Source organism: Gammaproteobacteria bacterium (assembly GCA_029884425.1).
Classification (GTDB): domain Bacteria; phylum Pseudomonadota; class Gammaproteobacteria; order S012-40; family S012-40; genus JAOUHV01.
In genome coordinates this window covers 1-23429 of sequence record JAOUHV010000038.1, presented here as the reverse complement: position 1 = coordinate 23429, position 23429 = coordinate 1, and the positions used below count along the sequence as shown (strand labels likewise).

The 23429-nt window shown below is 53.6% G+C and carries 9 protein-coding genes and 1 other RNA gene; 4 read left to right on the top strand and 6 right to left on the bottom strand.

What is annotated here, in order from left to right; all coding sequences use genetic code 11:
- Window positions 1-52 precede the first annotated feature (52 nt).
- From OEW58_10345 to ssrA, 4 genes are all read left to right on the top strand, one after another.
- A complete protein-coding gene (locus OEW58_10345) occupies window positions 53-991 on the top strand; it encodes a GGDEF domain-containing protein (protein MDH5301749.1) in 939 nt (312 codons plus the stop codon).
- A 99-nt stretch (window positions 992-1090) separates the two neighbouring features.
- On the top strand, window positions 1091-3481 hold the full coding sequence (locus tag OEW58_10340) for an AAA family ATPase (protein ID MDH5301748.1): 2391 nt from the start codon (window positions 1091-1093) through the stop codon (window positions 3479-3481).
- Between the two features lie 102 nt (window positions 3482-3583).
- On the top strand, window positions 3584-5161 hold the full coding sequence (locus tag OEW58_10335; GenBank protein MDH5301747.1) for a methyl-accepting chemotaxis protein: 1578 nt from the start codon (window positions 3584-3586) through the stop codon (window positions 5159-5161).
- Window positions 5162-5274: 113 nt separating this feature from the next.
- Window positions 5275-5634, top strand: a transfer-messenger RNA (tmRNA) gene (gene ssrA, locus OEW58_10330).
- A gap of 89 nt (window positions 5635-5723) precedes the next feature.
- Here ssrA and OEW58_10325 read toward each other — a convergent pair.
- From OEW58_10325 to OEW58_10300, 6 genes are all read right to left on the bottom strand, one after another.
- The gene (locus OEW58_10325) at window positions 5724-8855 is read right to left on the bottom strand and encodes a hypothetical protein (protein MDH5301746.1); all 3132 of its coding nucleotides are present in this window, start codon (window positions 8853-8855) and stop codon (window positions 5724-5726) included.
- Between the two features lie 11 nt (window positions 8856-8866).
- Complete coding sequence (locus tag OEW58_10320) at window positions 8867-12532, bottom strand: hypothetical protein (protein ID MDH5301745.1); 3666 nt, start codon at window positions 12530-12532, stop codon at window positions 8867-8869.
- Between the two features lie 15 nt (window positions 12533-12547).
- Entirely contained in the window at window positions 12548-19750 is a 7203-nt protein-coding gene (locus OEW58_10315) for a hypothetical protein (protein ID MDH5301744.1), read from the bottom strand.
- A 232-nt stretch (window positions 19751-19982) separates the two neighbouring features.
- Entirely contained in the window at window positions 19983-20870 is an 888-nt protein-coding gene (locus OEW58_10310) for a hypothetical protein (protein ID MDH5301743.1), read from the bottom strand.
- Window positions 20871-20937: 67 nt separating this feature from the next.
- Complete coding sequence (locus OEW58_10305) at window positions 20938-21813, bottom strand: hypothetical protein (protein ID MDH5301742.1); 876 nt, start codon at window positions 21811-21813, stop codon at window positions 20938-20940.
- Window positions 21814-21870: 57 nt separating this feature from the next.
- The coding region (locus OEW58_10300; protein ID MDH5301741.1) for a caspase family protein at window positions 21871-23429 on the bottom strand (1559 nt) is incomplete at its 5' end.

The window sequence follows — 23429 nt, the reverse complement described above, 5'->3', positions numbered from 1 at the left end:
TCCGGGCACGCATTTTGCGTTTTGCTAACAATCAGTCGACACGGTTTTGCCCATGGATACTCAAACCATCGCCAATAACATCGCCAAAACAGTTGAAGTTCCCGCCATGCTGGATCATCTGTCCGGGGACTATGATGCGACACGTTTTTCCGATTCGCTACGTCAGGCGTTGACCATGCGGGTATCCAGCGTTTTGCAAACCACCCTGGATACCAACGAATTAATCGAACTTTTCGCACAAACGATCAAACCCGCCATCCCTTTTGAAGGGCTGGTTTACGTCAATACCGAGCTCAATTTGTTTTTCCAAACCGGACATAGCGGCGAGTTCAACTCGACATACCGCCTGGTTGCGCACAACGAAAAGTTGGGTGAATTGCGCCTCAGTCGAAAGTGGGCTTTATCCAGCGAAGAAATCCAGATTTTTGAATACTTGCTGTGCACCCTGATTTACCCCCTGCGCAACTCCCTGCGCTACCACCAGGCACTGATGGCCTCGCTCAGAGACCCATTGACCAACGCTTACAACCGTTCCACATTCGATGAATCACTACAGCGCGAAATCAGTTTGTCTCGCCGCTACGACCGTCCATTGGCGCTGATCATGCTGGACATCGACCACTTCAAAGCCATCAATGACAGTCTGGGTCACGCAAACGGTGACTGCGCCATTCGCGCCCTGGCTGAACAAACTGCCCACGTCATTCGCAGCACCGATATTTTATTCCGCTATGGTGGCGAGGAATTTGTCATTTTGCTCAACAACACCGATATGCATGGCGCCAGTCTGCTGGCCGAGCGTATCCGCACGAGCATTGAAGAACTGCGTTGCGTATGCCACCAAGGCAATCCACTGCGCATGACCGTCAGCCTCGGCGTTGCCGAACTGGGCATCGATGACAACGGCAACAGCTTCTTCGACCGCGCCGATCGAGCATTGTATCTGGCGAAAAAATCCGGCCGTAATTGCGTGCGCTCGCTGAAAAGCTGATCAACTTCCGCCACGACTGCGCGCAAAATCGCTTTATCCTGTGACATTGTGCCGCCAAAAGCATAAAATCGTCGTCTTTATCACTAGTTAAGCATGACAATGAAGCATACTGCCCTGGCTCCCGAACAACTGTACCGCCACTGCGACCCCGCCACGCTGGGATTTGCCACCACCGACGACATTCAACCACTCGACGCCATCGGTCAGGAGCGTGCCAGCCGCGCTATCGAGTTCGGTGTAGGTATGCCGCACAAGGGGTTCAACCTGTATGTTTCCGGTCCCAGCAACGCCGGCAAACACACCTTCGTGCGCCAAATGCTGAAACAGCAACAAGCCGTGGACAATCGCGCTGTTTACGACTGGTGCTATCTGCATAATTTTGCCAAACCCAGCGAACCGCGCCTGCTTAAACTGCCTGCGGGCCTAGGTCATTCGCTCAAACTCGATCTGGAAAAATGCGTACTCGAACTGCTGGACAGCATCCCCGGCGCGTTCGAAGACGAAATGTACCAGGAACAAATCAGCGAAATCGAACAAGAACTGATTTCACAGCGCGACGGCGCACTCAGCGAATTGCGCCAGGAAGCGCAAAAAGATCAAATCGACCTGATCCGCACACCGCGCGGCTACGATTTCGTACCCTTGGTGAACAACAAAATTCTTGATCAGGCCACCTACGATTCATTACCCGAAACCCAGCGCATTCACATCGCCCAACGCATCGACGAACTCGGCGATGCGCTGCAAACACTGATGGAACAAATTCCCCGCTGGCAGCGTGAAGCCCGCGAAAAAGTGCGCGGAATTAACGAAAGTCTGACATTCAACGCCATTCGCTACCTGTTTGACGAAATGCGCGCCAAATACCAGGACTACCAGACCATCGTTGAGCAGTTGAACAAAATCGAAGAAGACATCATCGAGAACAGCGAAGCCTTCCGCGACCCGGAAGCGCCCGTGGTAAAAACCCCTGCCAAGCTGCACGAAGATGCCTTCCTGCGCCGTTATCTGGTCAACGTCATCGTCGAACACGAACGCCACGCGCCCGTGCCGTTGGTGTACGAGGTCAACCCCACTCACGACAACCTGATCGGCAAAATTGAATATCAGGCAGAAACCGGTTCGGTCTACACCGACTACAGCCTGATCCGCAGCGGTGCATTGCATCAGGCCAATGGCGGCTATTTGGTGCTTGATGCGCACAAGGTCTCCAATCAGCCGCAAGCCTGGGAAGCGCTCAAACGCTGCCTGGCCTCGCGCCAGATCCGCATCGACATGGAGCAAGCTGCCCACACCATGTCGCTGGAACCTGAACCCATGCCGCTGGATGTCAAAGTCGTGCTGCTGGGCGATCGCATGACCTACTACGTGCTCAGCGAATACGACCCTGATTTCTCCAACCTGTTCAAGGTCAATGCCGACTTTGAAGATGACGTAGAGCGCAATCAGCTCAACGAAAAACAACTGGCCAGCCTATTGGCCAGCCAGTGCAAGCATCACAAACTCAAACCACTGGAAGTCGACGGCGTTGCCCGCGTCATCGAACACGCCTCACGCCTAGTCGAAGACAATGAACGCCTGTCCACCCATATGGGCGAACTCAGCGACCTGCTGGCCGAAGCCAACTACTGGGCCCGCCAGGAAAACGCCAAGGTCATCAGTCGCGCCCATGTGCAACGCGCCATCGACGAAAACGTGTTCCGCCATGCCCGCGCCAAAACCCGTTTTCAGCAATCCATTTTGCGCGGTGACACCGTCATCAGCACCACTGGCAGCAAAATCGCCCAGGTCAACGGCCTGACCGTGATCACTTTTGGCAATTCCAGCTTTGGCAATCCCTCACGCATTACCGCCACGGCCCGCCCCGGTGAAAACAAAGTCATCGACATTGAACACGAAGCCGAACTGGGTGGCGACATCCACACCAAGGGCGTGCTGATCATGAGCCACTACCTGGGCAGCCGCTACGCACGCCAGCGCACCCTGTCGCTCTCAGCCAGCGTGGTGTTCGAACAGTCCTACGGCGAAGTCGACGGCGACAGTGCCTCCATGGCCGAACTGTGCGCGCTGCTGTCTGCCATCACCAAGTTACCCATCGATCAACAACTGGCCATCACCGGCTCCATTGACCAGCACGGTAACAGCCAGGCCATTGGCGGCGTCAACGAAAAAATCGAAGGCTTCTTCGACATCTGCCAGGCGCGTGGCCTGACCGGTCAGCAGGGCGTCATCATCCCCACCGCCAACGTCAGCAACCTCATGCTGCGCATGGACGTGGTCGATGCCGTACGCCAGGGGAAATTCCACATCCATGCCATTGACCATCTCGATCAAGCCATGGAACTGCTCTTCGGCCTGCCCGCTGGTACCCTGGACGAACAAGGCAACTTTACCGAAGGCAGCATCAACTTCCGGGTCGAACGCGCCCTGCTGGAGATGGCAGAATTGATTCATGGCCAGCACGACCACGACGAAAGTGAAAAAACCTAACCATAGATGGTTGTTTTTTAATCCACAAAATTCAAGGATGATTCTCATTTTGCCGACATGCAGCTAGTTGTAAAGCATGATCGATAAGATGAGGATATCTGCGTGAAGGTCAATCAACCTGTCACTGGCCGGGAGAACGACTATCCCGACTATAAAATCATCGTGTCCACCACAGACCCACACGGCACGATAACTTACATCAACCAGGATTTCACCGACATCAGCGGCTTCAGCAAGGAGGAGGCTGTCGGCCAGGCCCATAACCTGGTGCGCCATCCCGACATGCCTGCCGCTGCATTCGAAGATTTATGGTCCACGCTCAAATCCGATCGTTCATGGCTGGGCATCGTTAACAACCGCGCAAAAAATGGTGACCACTACTGGGTTGAGGCTTTCGTTTCACCGGTTATGGAAAACGGCAAACTGTCCGGCTACCAATCCGTCCGCTACAAACCTAGTCGCGCCATTGTTCACCGCGCTGATGCTCTCTACAAAAAGATCAATGCCGGCAAGGTTGGTAAACGCACCTTCAAAAGCATCGGTTTCGCCGACAAAATTTTAATTGCCACCATCGGCTGCCTGGCCCCCACCCTGTTGGGCTTCAAACTGGCCGACCTGGGCATGATTCCCGGCTACCTCGCCTGGAGCGGTGCGGTGTTTTCCATCGCCATGGCCTTTATTCTGACCCACTGGATAGCCAAGCCTCTGCGGCAACTGGCCAAAGAATGCGAAGAGGTATACCACAACCCCATCACCAATCTGGTCATCGGTGGCAGTTGTGACGAAATCGGCCAAATTCGCACCACCATGGAAATGTACGCCGCCAAACTGCGCACCATCAAAGGCCGCGCCTGCGAAGCCAGCGCTGAACTGCAAACCACCTCCTCTGAGCTGGCCAGTGCCACCGAGGAAACCAACCAAAGCCTTAACCATCAGCGTGGCGAAATCGACCGCCTGGCTGCCGCCATCGAGGAAATGAGCGCCAGCATCAGTGAGGTGGCGCAAAACACCAATGCCGCCGCAAACTCCGCGCGCAATGCCCGTGAAGCCACTGACAATATTCACGACGTAGCCAGCAACACCCTACAAGGCATTCATCAACTGCAATCCGAAGTCGGCCAAGTAGCTGGCGTCATCAACAGCCTGGCCGAAGAAAGCAACAACATCGGCCACGTGCTGGACGTCATTCGCGGCATCGCCGACCAGACCAATCTGCTGGCGCTCAATGCCGCCATCGAAGCCGCACGTGCAGGCGAGGCTGGACGCGGTTTTGCGGTGGTTGCCGATGAAGTCCGTTCGCTGGCCACCCGCACCACCGAATCGACCGAAGAAATCAACCGCATGATCGAAAGCCTGCAGAAAAAGGCTCACTCAGCGGTGAACGCCATGGCTGGCGCCGAAAAACGGGCCACTGACGGTGTGACCCAGGTCAACACCACCGCAGAATTGCTCAACAACATCGCCAAATCGGTCAACACCATCAGCGACATGAGTATCCAAATCGCGGCAGCCTCCGAGGAACAGAGCGCCACCTCCAAGGAAATCAGCGAAAATATCAACGCCATCAGCCGCGAAGTGGAAAATGCCGCCGCCCAGGCCGAGCAGACCTCGGTCTCCAGTCGCAGCCTCAATCGCATGGCCATCAACCTGCAAAGCGTGGTGCGACAGATCGATCTCTAACAGATCAGCCGCAGCACGGTTTGGCCGATCGGCCTACTCCTGAGCGCGCAGACCTGTTAGAATGGCCGGGCTTTGGAACATTTCGCGTACTGCGCGGTCTACAGAGTAACTTTGGGGGCGACCTGGCTTCGACGTGGGTAGCAAAACCTGGGGTGCATGCCGAGGTGTGGTGACCTCGTAAAACACGCTACAAAATTATAGTTGCCAACGACGACAACTACGCTCTAGCTGCTTAATAACCAGCTCTGAGCCCTCGGCCTGATGTGTGTTTGTGCGCTCAGTTTACCGGGGTCGACTCACACAAACTCGCGCTGAAATATGTCTAGGGTGGATGCGCTAAAACTTTACTGGACTCGCCGATAGTTTTCCCTGCCCGTTGGGTAGCTGCCGGCTAAATTAATAAACTGGATAAGCATGTAGAGCTACAGGCGGAGTGCTTACGGACGCGGGTTCGATTCCCGCCGCCTCCACCAAACAACATATCAAAGCCGTCCTATGACGGCTTTTTTATTAGCTAGATAACAGCAAACACCGGAAGGACTATCAACCGCAATGCATGTGCCTAATCTTCAAACAGCATTGAAGCAAACAGCGACAGCATACCTGCGCCATCATTGAGACCACTGGGATCGGCAACATCGTCCGTTTGTGGCAACACGCTGTTGTCGGTCGGGCCCGCCCAGATGGGGCTCAATCGACCGAGTCCACCTTCAGCAAGCAAATCCGCAATAACGTCGAATGCTGATTCCGGTGTTGCCAAACGCGTCCACAATGCACTGCTGTTATTCGGGCCCGTGGGTACCGCAACCCCCAGTTTGTGCGCCATCAATTGCTGGCGGAAATTCGCAATACTGCTGGAATAACCGTTGGCAAGATTGCGGTCGAAGGCAGCGATGTCGACACCGCCATCGAAGGTCATGCCGCGACGCCGCAAGTGGCTGGTGCCATTGAGACACCACACATCATCAACGATGACCGTGGTGGTCCGAATCGCGGTTGGCCGTCCCGGAAAACTGATCGGATGAAACGCGGCAATACGTGTTAAATCTTGCGCTATCAGTGACTGCAATGCCTGTTTGCGATGCGCCAGCGAGGCACGCGCCCAGCTGGGTTTTTCGCGGGAAAAATCGGGTTCACGCGGCAAACAGATCATCACTTTCAGTCGTGTATTGTTTTGCATACGTTGACGAATGAGGTCGACCAAATCAGGAATACCGGTGTCACCTGGATACGCGGTCTTCGCGAACGCCGGACCTTCAATGTAGATAAATTCGCGCGCCTGACTTATGGCTCGGCGCAACGACCAAAGCGCATCACGCTGACCGTACTTGGCCGTTACCATTTCACGCTGCAAACGACGACGCAACTTGGCCTCCGCTGGCACGCTAATGGTCGGTGGAGCAACTCCCAAAGCACTCGCTAAGTTATTCACCGCCCCCTGGATAGTGTCACCCGGCTGAGGAATTGGAATCGCGCTCACCCCTAATTCCGGGGTATCACAAAATGGCGCAACCGTTTCCAGCATGACAGCACTGACATTTCCCGTCACATCGGCTGCGGGATCGTCCCAGTTAGTGCCCGCGCTAGCAATCATCCACCCTGGCGTGACGCCTCCACCCACCGCTGGCAACGGCAAAATCGGCTGCGCGCGCTTCAGCGCGTGAAATGCCAGATCAAAAGCGAGTTGACCATCAACCCGCACCCCGCTGGCGTGAATATCCGTTGCGGTGGGGTTCCCGGGGTTGGCCAAATCTGGGCGAGAACTTCGACTTTCCCACTGCCAGCGCGCTCCGCTGACAACCGCATTCCAGGCCAACACTTGCCCGGCCGGTGCCTGACCGATGGCCAGAATCGTTTCGAAACGCGCCTGCGTAGGCAGACGCGGCCCGCGACGAGGAGTCTCTTCACTGGCCAGGCGACGCACTAGATCGACGATCGATGCGGGTGCGGGTCCTGCCGCTGGCGGAGGACTGGGAATATCAAACAGTTTGCTTGGACCTATGGCCATCATGCCCAAACTGTTAAGCAAACCTGTCATCGCAGGTGTCGCGAGTAATGCGCTGCCGCCAAACGGCACCAGATTGGCCGCGAAAGTTTGGGTGGTATTGGATACTGGCAGGCGAACTAGGGAATGAATGCGACGTTGTCCGGTGCGGCTAACCACCACCATGTCCACCTCGATCGTCGCCGGATTAGGCAACGGATCCATGGGCTGGAGATTATACGGATTGACCAACAGCAACGTGGTGGGCTGACCGGTCTGGGCGATGCCGGCATCACCGTTGCCGCGCACAAACGAAGGCTGCTCCGCAATAGCCGCAATTTCTTGAAACCGGCGTGGATAGGCGCGGACAAACGTACCGTTTGGCACCGCATTGGCGGCCACGGTCAATACGACGTCCAAATTGGCATTAGGTCCATCACCTGGGGCACGAAATGCTGCCGTCAAGCCTGCGGTAACGTCCCCCGCCAGTGCCAGTCCGGGATTAGGCGTTGGAAAAATGGGCCAGTGCCCCGCAGCACCCGTCATCGGCGGAACGGCTACACTAGTATCCAGTGCCGGGGAAACCGCCAAAGCAAACACATTGGGACCCGCCGGAGGCGCAATTTGCCCAGCAGTGGCCAACACGTCCACACCATCAACAAGAAATGTGAAATTCGGAACCGCAGGACGCACAACCGGCAGCGCAAAATCCGGTACGGTGCCATCATCACCGAGAACACCAGCCACGGTCGAGTCACTGCGGTTACCCAACAGATGCCAGTCCAAATCCACCGCCATAACCCGCAAAAACTGGTGCGCCACCCCCGCAGGTGCCGGCGGAACAAGATTGGCCGTATTCATGGTTTGATTGACAGCCCAGCCCCAGCGCAGCGGGCGAGTGGTGTCGGCACCGTTGTCGCTATTCGAACGCCCTACTCGCTGGCCTGCGGCAAGATTCACCACCCCCCCATCAGCAACCGGCGCAATCTCAGCACCAGCACCATCAACCACTTTCAGACGCGCCAGCGGCCGCGTCGACACATATCCCCAACCGTGGGGATCAATCACGTGACAACGCGTTGCCGCTGCCGATAAGGCAATGATCGGCGTCAACCCACCGGCACTGTTCAGTGCGGGCATCGGCTGAATACCAAAATTCAGCGCGGGAAAGGCACCGATCAAATCCGCAAACATCGACGCAACCGCCAACGGGTCAATGATTAGTCCACGGTTATCGTGGAAGGTCACGGTGGCATTGCCTCCGGGCAATGTCAGTGGCACCGGGTCACCCGCCATGTACCAGTCGACCACCGGATTAGCCGGAATAGTGATGCCCTGAATAACCATCGCGTGGGGCACGGGACGCGCCAGATTGCCTCCGTCGAGACGACCAGCCACCAACTGCTCCAGCCGCCGCGCGGCCTCGGGATGCAGCCGCAACACGGCTACTGGACCGGCAATGGGATTGCCGTCAGGCTGGCTCCAGAAAGTGGGACTAGCCTCGAACGAACGTATACCGCGAAACGGCGCGCTCACCGAATTCAACACCAACGTCATCGCATTGGCATTGTAGGCACCCGGTGCACCAACAGACCACGCGGAACTGAGATTGGGCAAAGTCAAACCCAACGGATCGAGCCCCTTCGCCTGCAGTTGGTTGGTAACGTCGGCGGGAGTCAAGACAGTTTGGGGCGGAATAATAGCAACCATGAATTGATTCCTTAAGAGAGCGTTGTTTGATAGCTTGCGCTGTTGCCATCCGGGCCGGTGAGCTTCAGCGTCACCCGGCAACGAGACCAGCGCAAGGCCAACGTGACTCGGGTCAACTGGCTATTCACCACCGATCTGCGCACAGGAATGTTTTCCGCTGCCGAGAACAAACTACCGCCAGGCAACGGTGCCAAATTGTACAAACTGTGATTAACGGTGACTGGCGACAGGTAGAAGGTGAACCCACCGAAGAACCACGGGAACAGCACGATACCGCGACGCACACTCACCTGCAGCGTATACGTTACCGGCGGTGGCACAACAGGCACACTGGTATCAAAACGCAACAGGTGACCAAGCGCGCCCATCTTGGTAGTGATCACGTTGCTGATATCAGGCGACACAATCAACGAGCCCGTACCTACATCCAATAATTTTTCAGTAGCACGTCCCAGCGGATCAGTGAGAAACACACGAATTTTCAGCGCGCAGTCAACTGCCGTACGCTTGATCAACACATTCAGCTGCGTATCCACAGGTGTTGCTCCCGATTCGCTCCAAAGACCAGAATCGCTCGGTGCCGGCGGCGTGGTACTAACATCGCTCAAGGTATTGTCATCACCGGGTGCGGGAAAACTATAAAGCGACGTCGTTTGACCAAGTGCGTCAATCTGCATCACATCAACCTTCAAGCGATGCGGCCCCAGTGGCGTTACCACAATCGGTGCCAAGGTCACCAATTTCGCCAACACATCGGCCGGCGAACCACCGGGCCAGCTAACCTCAATCTCCGATAGCGACGGCGGCGATGCCGGTGGAACAATCACCTCACGTACGGCGCTGGGCTGCGAACGTCCGGGATACAATCCCCGACTGAGATCCTCAGCCCCCCAGTTGACGGCACGATAAAACACTCGCTTCCACGAGCCTTCAACCGCATCAAGTCCTTCGACGCGGCGCATACTGACATCGACGGCGTCAGCCGCTACCGTCCAGGTGGCATCTGAACTGCTCACACTGGCAATCGGTGCGCCCATAGTGTCCAACTCCAGTGCAGCTTCAGCCACACGCACTCGGTAGATATCAGTCCGACTAACACTGGATGCAGGCTTGGAGCGTATCTTCAGCTTGGCCTGGTAGGTCATACTACCGCTGTCCAGCACGCGCGCCACTTCCAGATCGGGGGCATGTGGCTGGGAAATCTGTGGCGCAGCGTAACCAATAAATCGTTTGCCGAGATTGGGTTCACCCAGCGCCGGCCAGGGTGACTCTACCTGCCCTGCGCTCGTGCCAAGAATAACGTACATGTGAATGTCTTTGGTGCCGCGCGGCAAACGAATGTTGGTGCTCAATCCAGAAATCGCTGTCTCGTTGAGACGGGTGAACGATCGCCGCGAGGGATGCGTAGCAAACTTGGCGCGCAGTGCGGCCAAACGCTGAGACAGGGTTTGATCATACGGCGGATCTCCCATGCCATTGTCGGCGCGAAACTTGGTTTCGGTGGTGGTGTAAATGTAATAGCCAGTGGAACCCGACGTCGCACTCCATGCCAACTGCGCATGATGCTCGCCTCGCGCGTCTGGCATGCTGGTCAGCAACACATTTTCGTGTTCGATAACCATAACCGGCGGCCGAGGGTCCGATGCGGAAGTTACCAGCGGTTGACTGGACCATTGACCATGACGCTGCGGCATGCGCATTTCCTGACCGCGAGCCCATAGCGCCAGACCGATGTGACCACTGGTATTGAAGTTCAAACTAAAGCCAGGAATGGTAATCCGATAGCGGCGCACACCCGGCGTGGCCGACGCTGACGCCTGCAAGGTTTTGCCATCAATCGACACGTACTGAATAGTACCACTGTCAGGAATGCCGACCGCATTGCTGTTGAACACGATTTTGAACGGTACCCCCGCACCGCCCGCCAGCGACATGCGCAGGCCGGCCGGAACCGCCAGACTCGGCGGCGGATCATTGCGCTTGGCCTGAGGATACATACGCCCGACAATTTCAAACTGCTTGAGCGAGCGCGCTTCCCAATTCCACGACAATTCGATAATCAGCGTGCCCGCAGTAATGCCGCCAGCACTGGTAGCCCCCGTGTCCAGTCGAGCAGACAGCAGAGAGACTCGCTGGGCATCCGGCTCGCCTATGGTATGTGTGATTGTGCTCCAAGCGCTCCACATTCCAAACAAATTTTGGTGAGCTAAGCCGTAGAGCACAGTGTTTGGATTGGGAATACTTGCAATAGAATACCCATCATCCAGCGCACCCAGACGAGCAGTGGCTTGCTCTTGTTCAAAGCTGGTGGTCGCACTGATGGGCTGCAACGCAACATCGTCCGGCCGGGGGTTCATCAATGGCTGAGTGCCACTGGCCGGATTTACTCCGGCGCGGGCAAACGCATAGCTGGCCACCCGAAACGGCAAAGCATCGCAAATCTTATCCCAGCCCACGCGGGCAATACCCATCCACGGCTGATCAACAACATCAGGCGCACGATGACCATCGGTGGCCACAGTCAAGTTACTCGGAAGCGGTGGCGGCAAAGCCAGTGAGGGTGCGAGCAGTATCGCGGCGTATTCCTGCGGCTGACCTTTGCCACTGATTCCACCCTCGTAGCGCGCAGTCACCATGAAATCGAAGTCGCAACGATTGGGATTGTTGAACAACGATATTTTGCCAAAGTGCATCGATTCAATATCGTAATCGGCATACGCCGTACCAAAACCCGACACCAATGATGCCAAGGTATCGGTGCACGCCCCCAGCATCAGCGTCTGCAACGGACTGTATTTGGCAGAAGCAGGATTGCTACCCCCTCCCGCATCCTGCATCACTTTGCTCGTTTCTACCTTCCACTGCTGCTTAGGCACATGATTGACAATCATGCTTTTCAAATCAGGCAGCATGCGCTTCTGCATCAGTTCGATCATGAGCTGGTCATCGGCCAATTGCCACGGCGGCGCGGGATAGCCCGGTGCCATTTCTGACTGCCAACCATAAAACGGCGCGCCACGCAGAAAACGCTGGCGTGCAGCCAGCACCGGGCTGGTCAAGGCATTGGCAAAGCCCTGCTTAGCATCAAGGTCATAAACGCCCGCCCATTGTTCTTGATCAACTGGCAAGCCAACGTGCTCCAGCAAAGTCCAACCCGGAGCGTCAGCGGCGTGATATTCGTTACCCACCAAATCGATGAGATTGGAGTTGCTGGTAAATACCAGGCACTGAATAGCTGCTCCGGTAAGCCGCACCTCGCGGGTTCCCACAGACAACGAAACCATGTCCACCAGGGGCGATGCCAAGGGAGCGCCGGAATACGCCAGCACCGATCCCGGTGCCGATGACTGGAATGTGGCCCGAATCCCAGCCTGCGGCTTTTCCCATACAGCAACGCGATAAAGCAACATATTGCCTAATTCATAGCTAAGCGGTTGCTCAGTCTCCATCGGCATGGACGGCCGTATCCATACTTTGAACGGCTCCGTGGGATAACCCATCAACGGATCCAATACCCAGCGCAACTGAATCACGCGCGTGTTGGGCAGCTTGCGCTGCATGGCAATTTCCTTGGCCGAGGGAACACTTTTGGAAATGTTCTGGCGATAAACCTTGTCCCAGTCAACCATACCACCCATCAACAGGAAACGATTTGGATCCACAATTCGCGGTTGCATCGCTCTATTCCTTTCCTACGCTTCTTCCCAGGGTGCACGATTGAAGGTGATATCAACCACTGGGTGACGATCTTCACTGACATTAATCGGCTGACCTATGGCCCTGGCTACCAGATCTATAGTCAGTGTTTTTCCACGACTGTTGTTGGCCAAAATAATCAATGCCCCCTGCCCGCCTGGTGCTCGCAACAAACCATTGGGCGCGATAATGCTCGAGGTTTCTTCCAGAAGCAGCCACTCTGTCTCCGCCAACACCCAACGATCGGCAGGCACCGGACCACTGTTATCAGTAACTTTGGTTGGGTAACCGCGACTGCGCCACAACGGCTCAACTGCACTCAGCCATACCGCCGCCGGTTGCGGTGGATTGTTGCCTACCTGCTCCCAATAAACGACCACGCGAGTGCTGCCGGTTCCAGTGACATCCAAGCCAGAATCGCGTAACTGGTGATCCAGCTCAGCCCCCTGGGGCTGACGTCCTGCGAAGTAGGTGCGAATGTTATTCATACCACCCGCCGTCACAAACCGTGCACCAGGTTTGACTGCTTGCAGCGAAGCCGCCAGATCACTCAAGTGAGTAAAGGCACCGGTAGTAAAGTGCTGACGGAAAACACGCTCGCCGCTGGCGTTTTCTGGAGCGCCAATATCGACCATTTCGATATCCAGGATGTAACCCATGAATGGTTTGAGCAAAATCGGAATTTTCACTTCACTGTGCCGTATCCGTTCTTCATCAATGGGAATACAGGAGCCCTGCAATACTTCGCTAACCGCCTCTTCCCAAGGCGAAAGTATCGCAGCCTTGAGCGGATGCAAATTAGTACCGGTAATGGGATAAGGCATCTGCGCCCCGGGTGACGATGTGGGATGCTGCGCAGAAGCCGCCTGCAAACGAATACGCAGTTCCTTGCCGTAGGCTTCATATAGCTTATCAACATCGTGCGTGTTGAAAATAATGCGCAGCGGATCCTGATAAAACACATGATCCTCGTCATCACTAGGCAAACTGCACAACAACCAAGGCGTCAACGACTTGGGCGCGTTGGCATCGGTCTTAAACCAGAATGTCTGCGTATCGATGCCACTATTGCCATCTTTCTGCCGCTCACCACTCCAACTGACTTGCAGTTTATACAGCGAATTTGGATACAACAGCGCATTTTGTGAACTGGCCGGGCCCAGCATTTGGGTAATAACTTCGCGCTCATGCTTGATCTGACTTTCGTCCCACTCTTGCCGTTTGACTTCACTACCGCGTGTCGCTTCAACAGCCGCAAGATAATAATCAGGATTCAACTGTAGACCTGTTTGATTTTCCAATTTGGAAGTGGAATTACCGGGGATAACTCCCAACTCGACGCGATCGGCATCCAACTGTTTGCCAACATTGACCAGCACGGGTAACCAGCCAGCCAGATGTTGCCAGCTGAGCAGCTCGGCAATGTCATCCGCCCAAGGACCGCCGGCGTCTATCCAGCGACTGGGCAATACTGCCGGAGGCACAATATCCGCTGTGGACAACTTGATCAAATCAAGCTCTCCTCCACCGGGCTTCAATATCTGCACACACATCCGCTTCGCCGCCAATACATCCCGGCGAACAAACAACAACAGATGCAGTTCAGCAAAACCACCAGTATGCAACACCACCACATTATCAAGCGGGCCGTGAGTGACGTTGGATTTTTTCAGTTGCTCATTCACCCATTCCGCTTTAGACGGATCACCAATCACAATCGGCTTGCCATTATCCAGCATGGGAGCTTGCAGCAATTTGACCGGGCAAAGCCTGTTTGGCGTGGTCGCTGCCCGCCGACCACTGCTGGTACTGGTATCCAACATGGCGGTCGGTGAAAAGGTTTTCGCCAACTGAACATTACTCAGAGATTCGGAATATTCCAGACGCTGATGCAGTTCGCTGACCTGCAGCGGAACAGCATCAACATACTGACGCGCACTTTGCAGCGAGACTTCCGCTTTGGCAAACAAGCGCTCGGTAATGCGCCAAGGCTGACGGTCATCACGCGCCCCAAGGAAGGTGGATAGCGGATCACTGCGACTGACGAAAAAATCCTGTTTGCTCATAGTCAAGCTCACCGGTCCACGTCCACCCACCGCAATCAGTGGTGCAGCTTCTGTGGCAAGCGCACTTAGCTTGCTAACTTCTCCCCCTGCCTTGCGATAACAAATGCCCACACCCGGCAAAACCAGTGCGGGGAATATACCGCGCATGGTGTCGACTTTTGGATCTCCCGTCCGCCAGCGTTCGGTCACCAGCAACTGAGTATCCGGTTGACCGGAGCGACGACTATCTTCGGGATCGGGCCAGGCTGTACCCTCCAGATCCCAGCCAATCACTGAGAACCCGGGTTTTTCATAGCGGAAGGTCCACAGCACCGGCGCGGCGGGCGCGGCGTCATCACAGGTTTGGCCCCAATGCTCTTCAACCGAATCGACCAGCGAAAGACTCTTCTCGATGGCCTTGCTTGCTGCGACGGGCTCCCAAGTGAACAGCGCCAGCTGCGCAACTGGATTATCGCCAGTCGCATTATTTACCGTCCACCACGTAATGGGAACCGTCGTACCTATTACCGCATCTCCTCCTGGTGAAACACGCTGCAGTGTGATGCTACCAATAGTGTATTTGTATTTTTCACTGCCACGAGCAACGAAACCATCCACTGGCACACCCGGTGCGGCATTGATAGCAGTACCCAGCAAGCTAAGTCCAGACTCAACGCCAGGGGCGACGTTCATAGCAACAACCGGAATGGAATCGATAGGGACAATTAACAAATTAGGATCGTTAAACGACGGTTGCGCATCGGCTTGCAACGCATTGCCCAGTGATCCATCAATGGGACGATCCACACCGCTGCCCTGCAACAACGCGGGCGAACGACTCTTGATGAATGTGCTTTGCACCAAAGCAGGAATGGCAGGCTTGCCTGGATCACTTTGGATGGTGATGTCCACGCAGCCTTCTACTGAGAAGAACAGGAACTCCACCCGACCACACGCTTTGCCATGCAGATAAGCTTTCAGACCACCACTCGCCTGCTCTGCGACAATGACCGTCAGTTCAGCATAGGCGCCAATGGAAATAATAAAGAGTCGTAGCTCACCATTGACAGTCAGCAGACCACCTAGCAGGAACGGATCGAAACCAATGACCGCATCCACACCACCGCCGATGCGCAGATATAGACCCGCATCGACATTACCCCAGACAAAACTGGCACCCGCCCCCAAGCCAATGGCAAATCCTTTGATTTCAGGCAAGGTTTTATAAGCGGGCAAACCATCACCCTTGAACATCAAGTAACCGGTACCCTTCACCAACCCGAGCACATTCACTTCGATGGGTTTGCCGTCAGCAATGTCGCCGCGTTTTCCCAGATAGATGTGCCACTTTTTACTGTTGGGCGGATAAGGGAAGAAAGCCTCCACCGGAATGCGAATGGTAATGAAGTGCTCGATATCCCACTCCACCAAAATCCCAATAAGGAAATGCTCTGGCGTGATTTCGATAACCGCCAAAATTCCGCCTGATGTTCCCAGCGCGTCCACACTCGGCGGTGGTGTCAGCAAGCGCGCGTTCATCATGATCAGCAGGCGTGGGCCAGGCAATTCCAGCAACAACGTACCATCCAGATTAAGGATGACACCGCCTTCCATCGTGCCAATCAGTATCCCCAAACCAAACGACCAACGATCGATATGGGGTACCCACAAATCGATGCCATTGTTGCTGAGCAGATGCGGCTGACCATCTGCTGCCTGCAACCACTCCAATGTTGGTACAGAGGCACCAGCACCGATGGTACTGTTGCGCTCATAGTGCATACCGAAGATGCCACGGAAACCAAAAATACCCAAACCGGTGCTGCCCAATGGAATACCAGCAGGCAGCACAACAGCGATGCCAACATAAATGCCCGTTGCCGGACCGCCATCCTCAGGGGGAATCTGCGCAATTTCCAACGCGGCAGAAATACGCAAATTCAGCGAGACCAAGGTCAAATCAATCTGACCACCAATGGTCGCCGTATTATTGGCCTTGGTACCAATATTTAGGTAACCAGAACCGCGTACCGCACCAGGAATGTTAATACTGGCAGCAAGCGCGGTTAACTCCGGCGCTTTGGGCGCATCCAAATACACCCGGACGCGAGCCCGCTCGATACTGACCACACCCAAGTCAACACCCATGCCGATATCTATTTCAAACGTGAGAGGATTGGTGCGCGAAATGCGTGCTCCAAGCACGCGCAAAATCTGGTCAAATGGCGGCGCAACTTTTAGCGAACCACCGCGAGCGACATCAATGGTATAGCCGCGTGAAGAATCAAATACCGGCCGCAAAGTAAATTTATCAGTGCCATCATCCGCACGATTACCAAAACGCAAACCAATCGCTTTATAGCGAATGGCCAGTGGATGATTGCGCTCAATCTCGATCAGTTTGGTACCATTAATATTGATATCAACCGACCAGTCAATCCCCACATCAAACAGCAAAAACACCTCGTTTTCGCCATTGCGTTCACGCCATACAGCCTCCCCACCAAACAGAATAACGCGCTCCACTCGGAACCATGGCAGAAGCGCAATCACACCGGGAATAGCAAGCGCGCCAGCGGTCAACAGTGCGTCTTCCACATCACCCACATTGACACTGGTTGCCTCCACCAGCAATGGCCAGAAAGACAAATACGAACCCAGCAAAGTGACACCGTAATCCTTGTTTGCTGGCATTGCCTGACCAGGAATCCAGCCCGCGTAGAGCAAACCATCTTTATCAGCGGGATCGGCGCCTATTTGCAGCATGGTAGTGGTCTGCCCAGTCGCGTGATCTTTTTGATAGAGCAGCCGAAAATCAGTAATACCATCAGCAGGGTTATTAGGTGCCAGTGGTGCGCCATTGCTAAGACTATGTACATCTGGCGCGGCATTACCCGCCAGCTCTCCACTCGCATTTAGCTGACTTTCTGTGGCTGTTTGAAAGTCCACTTCACCAGAAACTTCTGCGGCAATCAGCGTATCGCGAACAATGCGCACCTTGAGCTTGATTGAACGGAACCAATCCGGCGCCCGCGGTGTACTGGGAGCCGGAGGATCTGACACCGGAATCTCTGCTGGTGGCGACGGAGTTGTGGGACGCCTTAAGGTCGCACTGGATTGTTGTTCGGCCTGATTCAGTCCTGGAGGTAACGGCACATTGGCTTTCCACCAACGAGGACGAGGATCGGTATGAGTCTGCCATTTGACTGACCATGGATCACCCGGAGGTGGCAGCGTTGGGCCGGGTGTCACTGTGTAAACAAAATTCTTGCTAGCCCAACGAGAGCTCAGCATTTCACGAACAGTAATCGCACGGCGACGAGCCAAAAAATAATTATGCTGACGCTTTGACAGATCGTTCTCAAAGCTGGCCTCACCATCAATGGTCAAGGCCGCGCCGTTGGGAATGAGATCAAAGTAATCAGCATACACATCCAACGGATTGCGACTATCACCACCCTCACGACCATCTGCACGCAACTCACTGCGAGCTTTGGAAGCCGCAACATTATCGTTGACCTGCCCGTATTGCGCGAGACTGGCATCGGTGCCTAACGAATGATCTGGCTCGTCGTAATAAAAGAAAAAATCAACAGAACCGGGAACGCTTTGGCTGGGCCGCCTTGCGCTAACCGTGTGAAGCTGGTTATCTGCAAACACCTCGACGGTGAGCGAAGATTGCGCAGCCGTCTCCGCTCCGCCGTTATGCGACCAACGAATGTTTGGGTCGACCGGATCAGTAGTCAACAACACTTCGCTACCGCTGTCCGCAATCTTCACAATCTGCGGCGTGGGATCAGGCGCAGAAAACTCCAAAGCAGGCGCAGGAGAGGTACTTGGCGTCGGTCCAGGCAATGTCGCCTGAGCCGTGCGCTTTTCCGCAGTGATGGTCAATGTTGCCGTTTTGGGCGTACCGGCAGTGCTATCGGACACATTAATGACGATGACTTGCGGTGATAACGAAGACAAATCCAGGTTGAATGCAACACCACTTTGCGCAGCGCCACCATTAATAGCGACCTGCCGCTGGTACGGTGCCCGACCACCGACAACATCAATGACTAATCGGGTATGCTCCGGAATACGGACACGCGCAGTCGTTGCATTGATGCGGTCAATACCATAGGCGCGTCCAGTCTCATCAAAGAATCTCGCACCAACAACAAGATCGCCTCCACCTTGGTTGATAACAGCGACTTCAAAGTCCCCAGAAATACCAGAGCTCGCACCAAAACCTATCAACAGGTCATTGACACCCGCTTCGAACGCCAGGTCGCGCACACCTTCTGGAGCGATAAAAATCCGCACCTCAGGAAAATAAAGCCCGCCCCAGTCATCGCCAAACCCAAATTTTTCGACAACTGCAGGTGGCGTCGAATCGTTGGATAAGTCCAACACCGCACCACGGAAACCAAAACCAAAAGTACGATCGGTAGCGCCGCCAACGAACGCATACGGAGGTGTCATCGATATTAATTCGGCAACACCAATATCACCAGGATCGTCAAGACCTGATGCACCAGCAGAAACCAAATCGAAAGTCAACTGCCCAGGAACAACATTGTCGTGAGTTAAACGAAAACGAAGTTTTGACAGGTTAATGGACACAGCGGTAAACGAGGCATCGGGAACCAGCAAGCCCTCTTCCGTCATTTTGGCGGGGTGCAAAAACGGCGGTCTAAAGGTGGGAGCAACCAACATTAAGTCGAGCGTAAAATCACTGGCCGGGTAATCTGACGGTGGCAAATTGAGAGGCAATGTATCAAGTGCATTCAATACATTGCGTGCATTGTTAAAAGAAGCAGCACCGATGGAGGTAGTGCCAGCGGCAATAATGGCCGACCCGATTCGGGGAACAAACAGCTCGAAATCCAGCGCTGTTTCTCGCAAATCGAAAACAGGGTCGCGTTGCGTTGGATCGTAGGCCGGGGCACCCTCATTAACGACGCCAGCAAGCGTTATTTGTCCGTTACCAAGATTGATGCTTCCCTGTCCATTAAACTCACAGCGACCACGCAGAGTCACGCCGAAAGAATCTGAACTAGTTTGGTAGGAGACTACGCGAATAAGCGCAAAAATGGCGTGGTTCGGTCCAATGTTTTCACCTCGAACCAAATACGGGGCAACCAAATCAATCAGCGTTAAATTTGCCACAGACGCCCTCCGGTACGCAGCAAGCACGGCGTACCATTTCTACGTTCTATTCAACATTTGGTCAATAGACAATACAGGCAACAAAACACCGAATAATGTTTTGCATGACAAATTTTGGCAACATCGAAATTTTTTATATAACGTTTTGACTAGAGAAACAAACTAAACAACTTTTAATTTTCCGCGATCAGGGACAATATAGCTCGCTGCCATGACAGAATGTGTTTTTAAATTAAATATCCATCGACTCATAGGCAGCCTTCGAAAAATGACAAACAGCCTTCGCTCTGCTCTTATCAGAAAAATAAGCGCTCTGCAACGCATTGAGCTGATCAGTTTTTGTGATCACCGGTTCTGTCAACAACAATTCGATGGTAGCTGCCAGCTTGCTAAAATCATCGGCCGGCAAACCCAATTTGCAACCCATATAACCCAATGCAGCAACTCTGCCCAGCGCATAGATCAATTCTTGCTCTTCATTGTCTGCTGCGTCAGTGGCCATGGCATCGAGATTGATATTCAGCTCAGTAAATTTTTTCACGCCCAATGATTCAGCGCCCTGTCTGAATCCCGATTGCATCAAACGTTGTTCCTTGCTGTAGGTTTTCGGAATCAACGAGAATGAACGATTGCTGGAGTATTCTTTCAGCAAGCTGAAATCCGACACCTGCCCCCAACGCTGATCGATTTGTGGTGAATAATCTCCGTACAGTTTGTCGATCTGCTGATTGACACCACCGCCGAAGAATATGGGCTGAACCAGCAACACTGCCGCAATCGCCGCCGCCAACAGACCACCGCCCAGAGCACTATTTCTAACTTCAAACAAAGAGCCAAGACGTGAAAGGAAGCCAACTTTTTGGACTGTCTCGATGACGGGCGCCATTCTTTCCGCGTTGGCGGTAATGCAACGCAGCCAGCGCTGATAGGTTTCGTTATCGTGGGCGAGATATGCCGAAATCTGTGCTCGTCTGGACGCATCGATCACACCTTCCAGATAGGCTGCCAATTCTTCATCTGAGGGCGCAGAGCCAATCAGCTCACCTTGACGGCCATGTTGCACAGCCGCCTGAGCCAAAGCCTGCTCAATTCGATCAGTGGGAAGTTTTTTAGTTGCCAAATCGCACCTTCTTTACCGCGCCGCCTTAATGATATTTAGAGTGTCAAAGTCGTTTTTTAAACAGGCTTTATGCGGTTAATTCACGAATTTCATTCAAATCAATGTCAAGCGCACTAAAAGCCTGCCTGATCTTATCCAGGGCGCGCGTTGCGATACGTCCTGGCATGTGTGCCTGCATATTGAGCGCACTGGCGACAAAATTTCGCTTTAGTCCATCCTGGTACACCATTTTCAGCACGAGCACTTCTTCATCGCTCAGGTGAAGTTCGGACTTCAACTTTTCCAGTTTCTGCCGCAGCGCTACCACGCCACCCGAGTGAACATGTTCATTGCCGGCAACGAGTTTTTCCGCATCGGGTTCGCTGTTTAGAATCATACTCATCAGGTAAAGCGTTTCTGTATAACTTTTTTGCAGCAACAACTGATCCGGCGTCTGATAGTCAGGAAGGGTCACTTCTATTTCCTCCTCATCATCACCCCAGAAACAGGCGGAAATTTCACGAGAGCTCTGACCACACCACGGGAGTCGTGCTTTAATTGAAACGATAACCGATTGCACGAAACCAGGATCGCGCTGTTCTTTATGACTGAGATGGCTCACCACCACAGGAGCTTCCTGCCTCTCCAAACACACCATGCGCCATACGGAAAGCCATAAATCCCCCTGTCGCTTTAACCATTCTGGCGGCCTTGGGCGACCAAAACGTTTTCGCGAAAACTCTTCTATAAGATTTGAAATGATCGTATACAGGTAAGTATCGGGTTTACTCTGACCTTGAAAACTGGATAACACTTCCCAGTTGTTGTCACTCAATCGTTCAATGACATAGGCACTGGCTTCCTCAGCCAAACCCGACTGGCCAAATCGTCTGAAAGACAATCTATCTATTTTCTCCAAGCCAATCTGATTAAAAACAAGATCTTTCCAATCTATTTTTTCCACTGATCATTTCCCTAATTGAGCGCCACGCAATGTTAGCACACGAAAGATTTCTTCAAACTATTCACTCGCGGTGATCAATGACAAATTGACCGTGGATTTTCTGATATTGCCGTTATTCAGCATCGACTCCAGGTAACGCATTTCCTCACTATCGATATAAAAACTTTTCGCCCTAACTTTTTCCATTTCAGGCAGCAAGGTTGAAAATGCGTAGGCCAAAATCAAATCACGGCCATACGGCGCTCTGATCTGAGTAATTCCAGCCAACTCCATCGTTTCAGAAGCAATCATCGGTGCAAGTTCTGTCGGCAAATAGGGATAGATGACGCTGACTTTGCCAAAGGGATCGATATCGAGCAGTAACAAATAGGACTTTTCTCCACTGCGCACGGAAAATCCAAGCTGTTCACCATCAACTGCCGTTCCTCCCTTGCCAGTTCCAAAAAGGTCGAGTTCCAGCGAAAAATCCTGCGGGACATCTCGACTAACCCATTCTTCCGCGAGCGCTTGTCGACGAACAATATCTGCGACCTCAGCCGCGGACAGCCCGTCGACACTTGTGACAAGATCACCGCCACTGGTCAGCAACATCAAACCGTCCTTGTTTCGCTTTAACAAAACATCTGCCTTGTCCGAAACAAGCGAAATTTCCTTTACCTGTGACAGAGCTTTGCTAAGTAACGTATTTTTTTCATCCAGTCTCACTCGATATTTGTTATTTTTTTCGGCATTCACTTTTGGTTTTATGGCTACATCCAAGCCATTTCCAGCCAACATGACGGAACCCGCCTTATCCTTCCCACTTCCCAAAATACCGCGTGATGCCAAGTTTTTTTTGTCTTCAGCAAGACTGGGCAGACCTTGTGGCGTATGATTAAAACCACGAATGCGCATCAGATTTCTGACCGATGTTTTCAGCTCGCTGTAACTGATGTCACCATTCTGATCCATATCTGCTTCTATCTCGCTGTTTAGCACGCGCAGCAAGGTATCAGTAAACGCACCATGAGGCTTTCCATCGATGGTTGGATAAATATTCAGCATTTTTGGCGGAATGTCCTGTGCAGGCTCATGTTCGCCGCTGGCTGCCAAATAGTATATTTTTTCGTACGGGTAGGCATTTTTATCGTTGCTCTCTGCCTGATTCGACCACGTGCTTGGTGAATTTTTTAAGTCATCACCAAAACCTTTATTAGGTAACAAATCTTCCGAGCTGAGAAAGCGCGAAGGTAATTGCGTATCCGTGTACTGTCCACGCACGCTGTTGCCGGAATAGCAAGCATCCATGACGACAAAAACATATCTCCCACCTTTGTCAAGCCGACTAAACACCGGCTGAAGATCACGACGACCAACAATCAGTTTTTTCAGCAAATCTTCATTGGTGGACAGGCCAGCAATATCATAAGGGATAAATGCACCTGATTCACTTGGCAGTGGGATATTCAAATCCCGATCATCACCACTGGTCCCATGACCGCTAAAGTAGACGAAAACTTCATCGCCAGGTGCGCTGCGACTGTACAGCAACCCGACCTGCTTCAGAATATTTTCCCTGGTAGCCTTCTCATTTACCAAGGTGACAATGTTGTTTGGTTGAAATCCCCAGCGGCGTA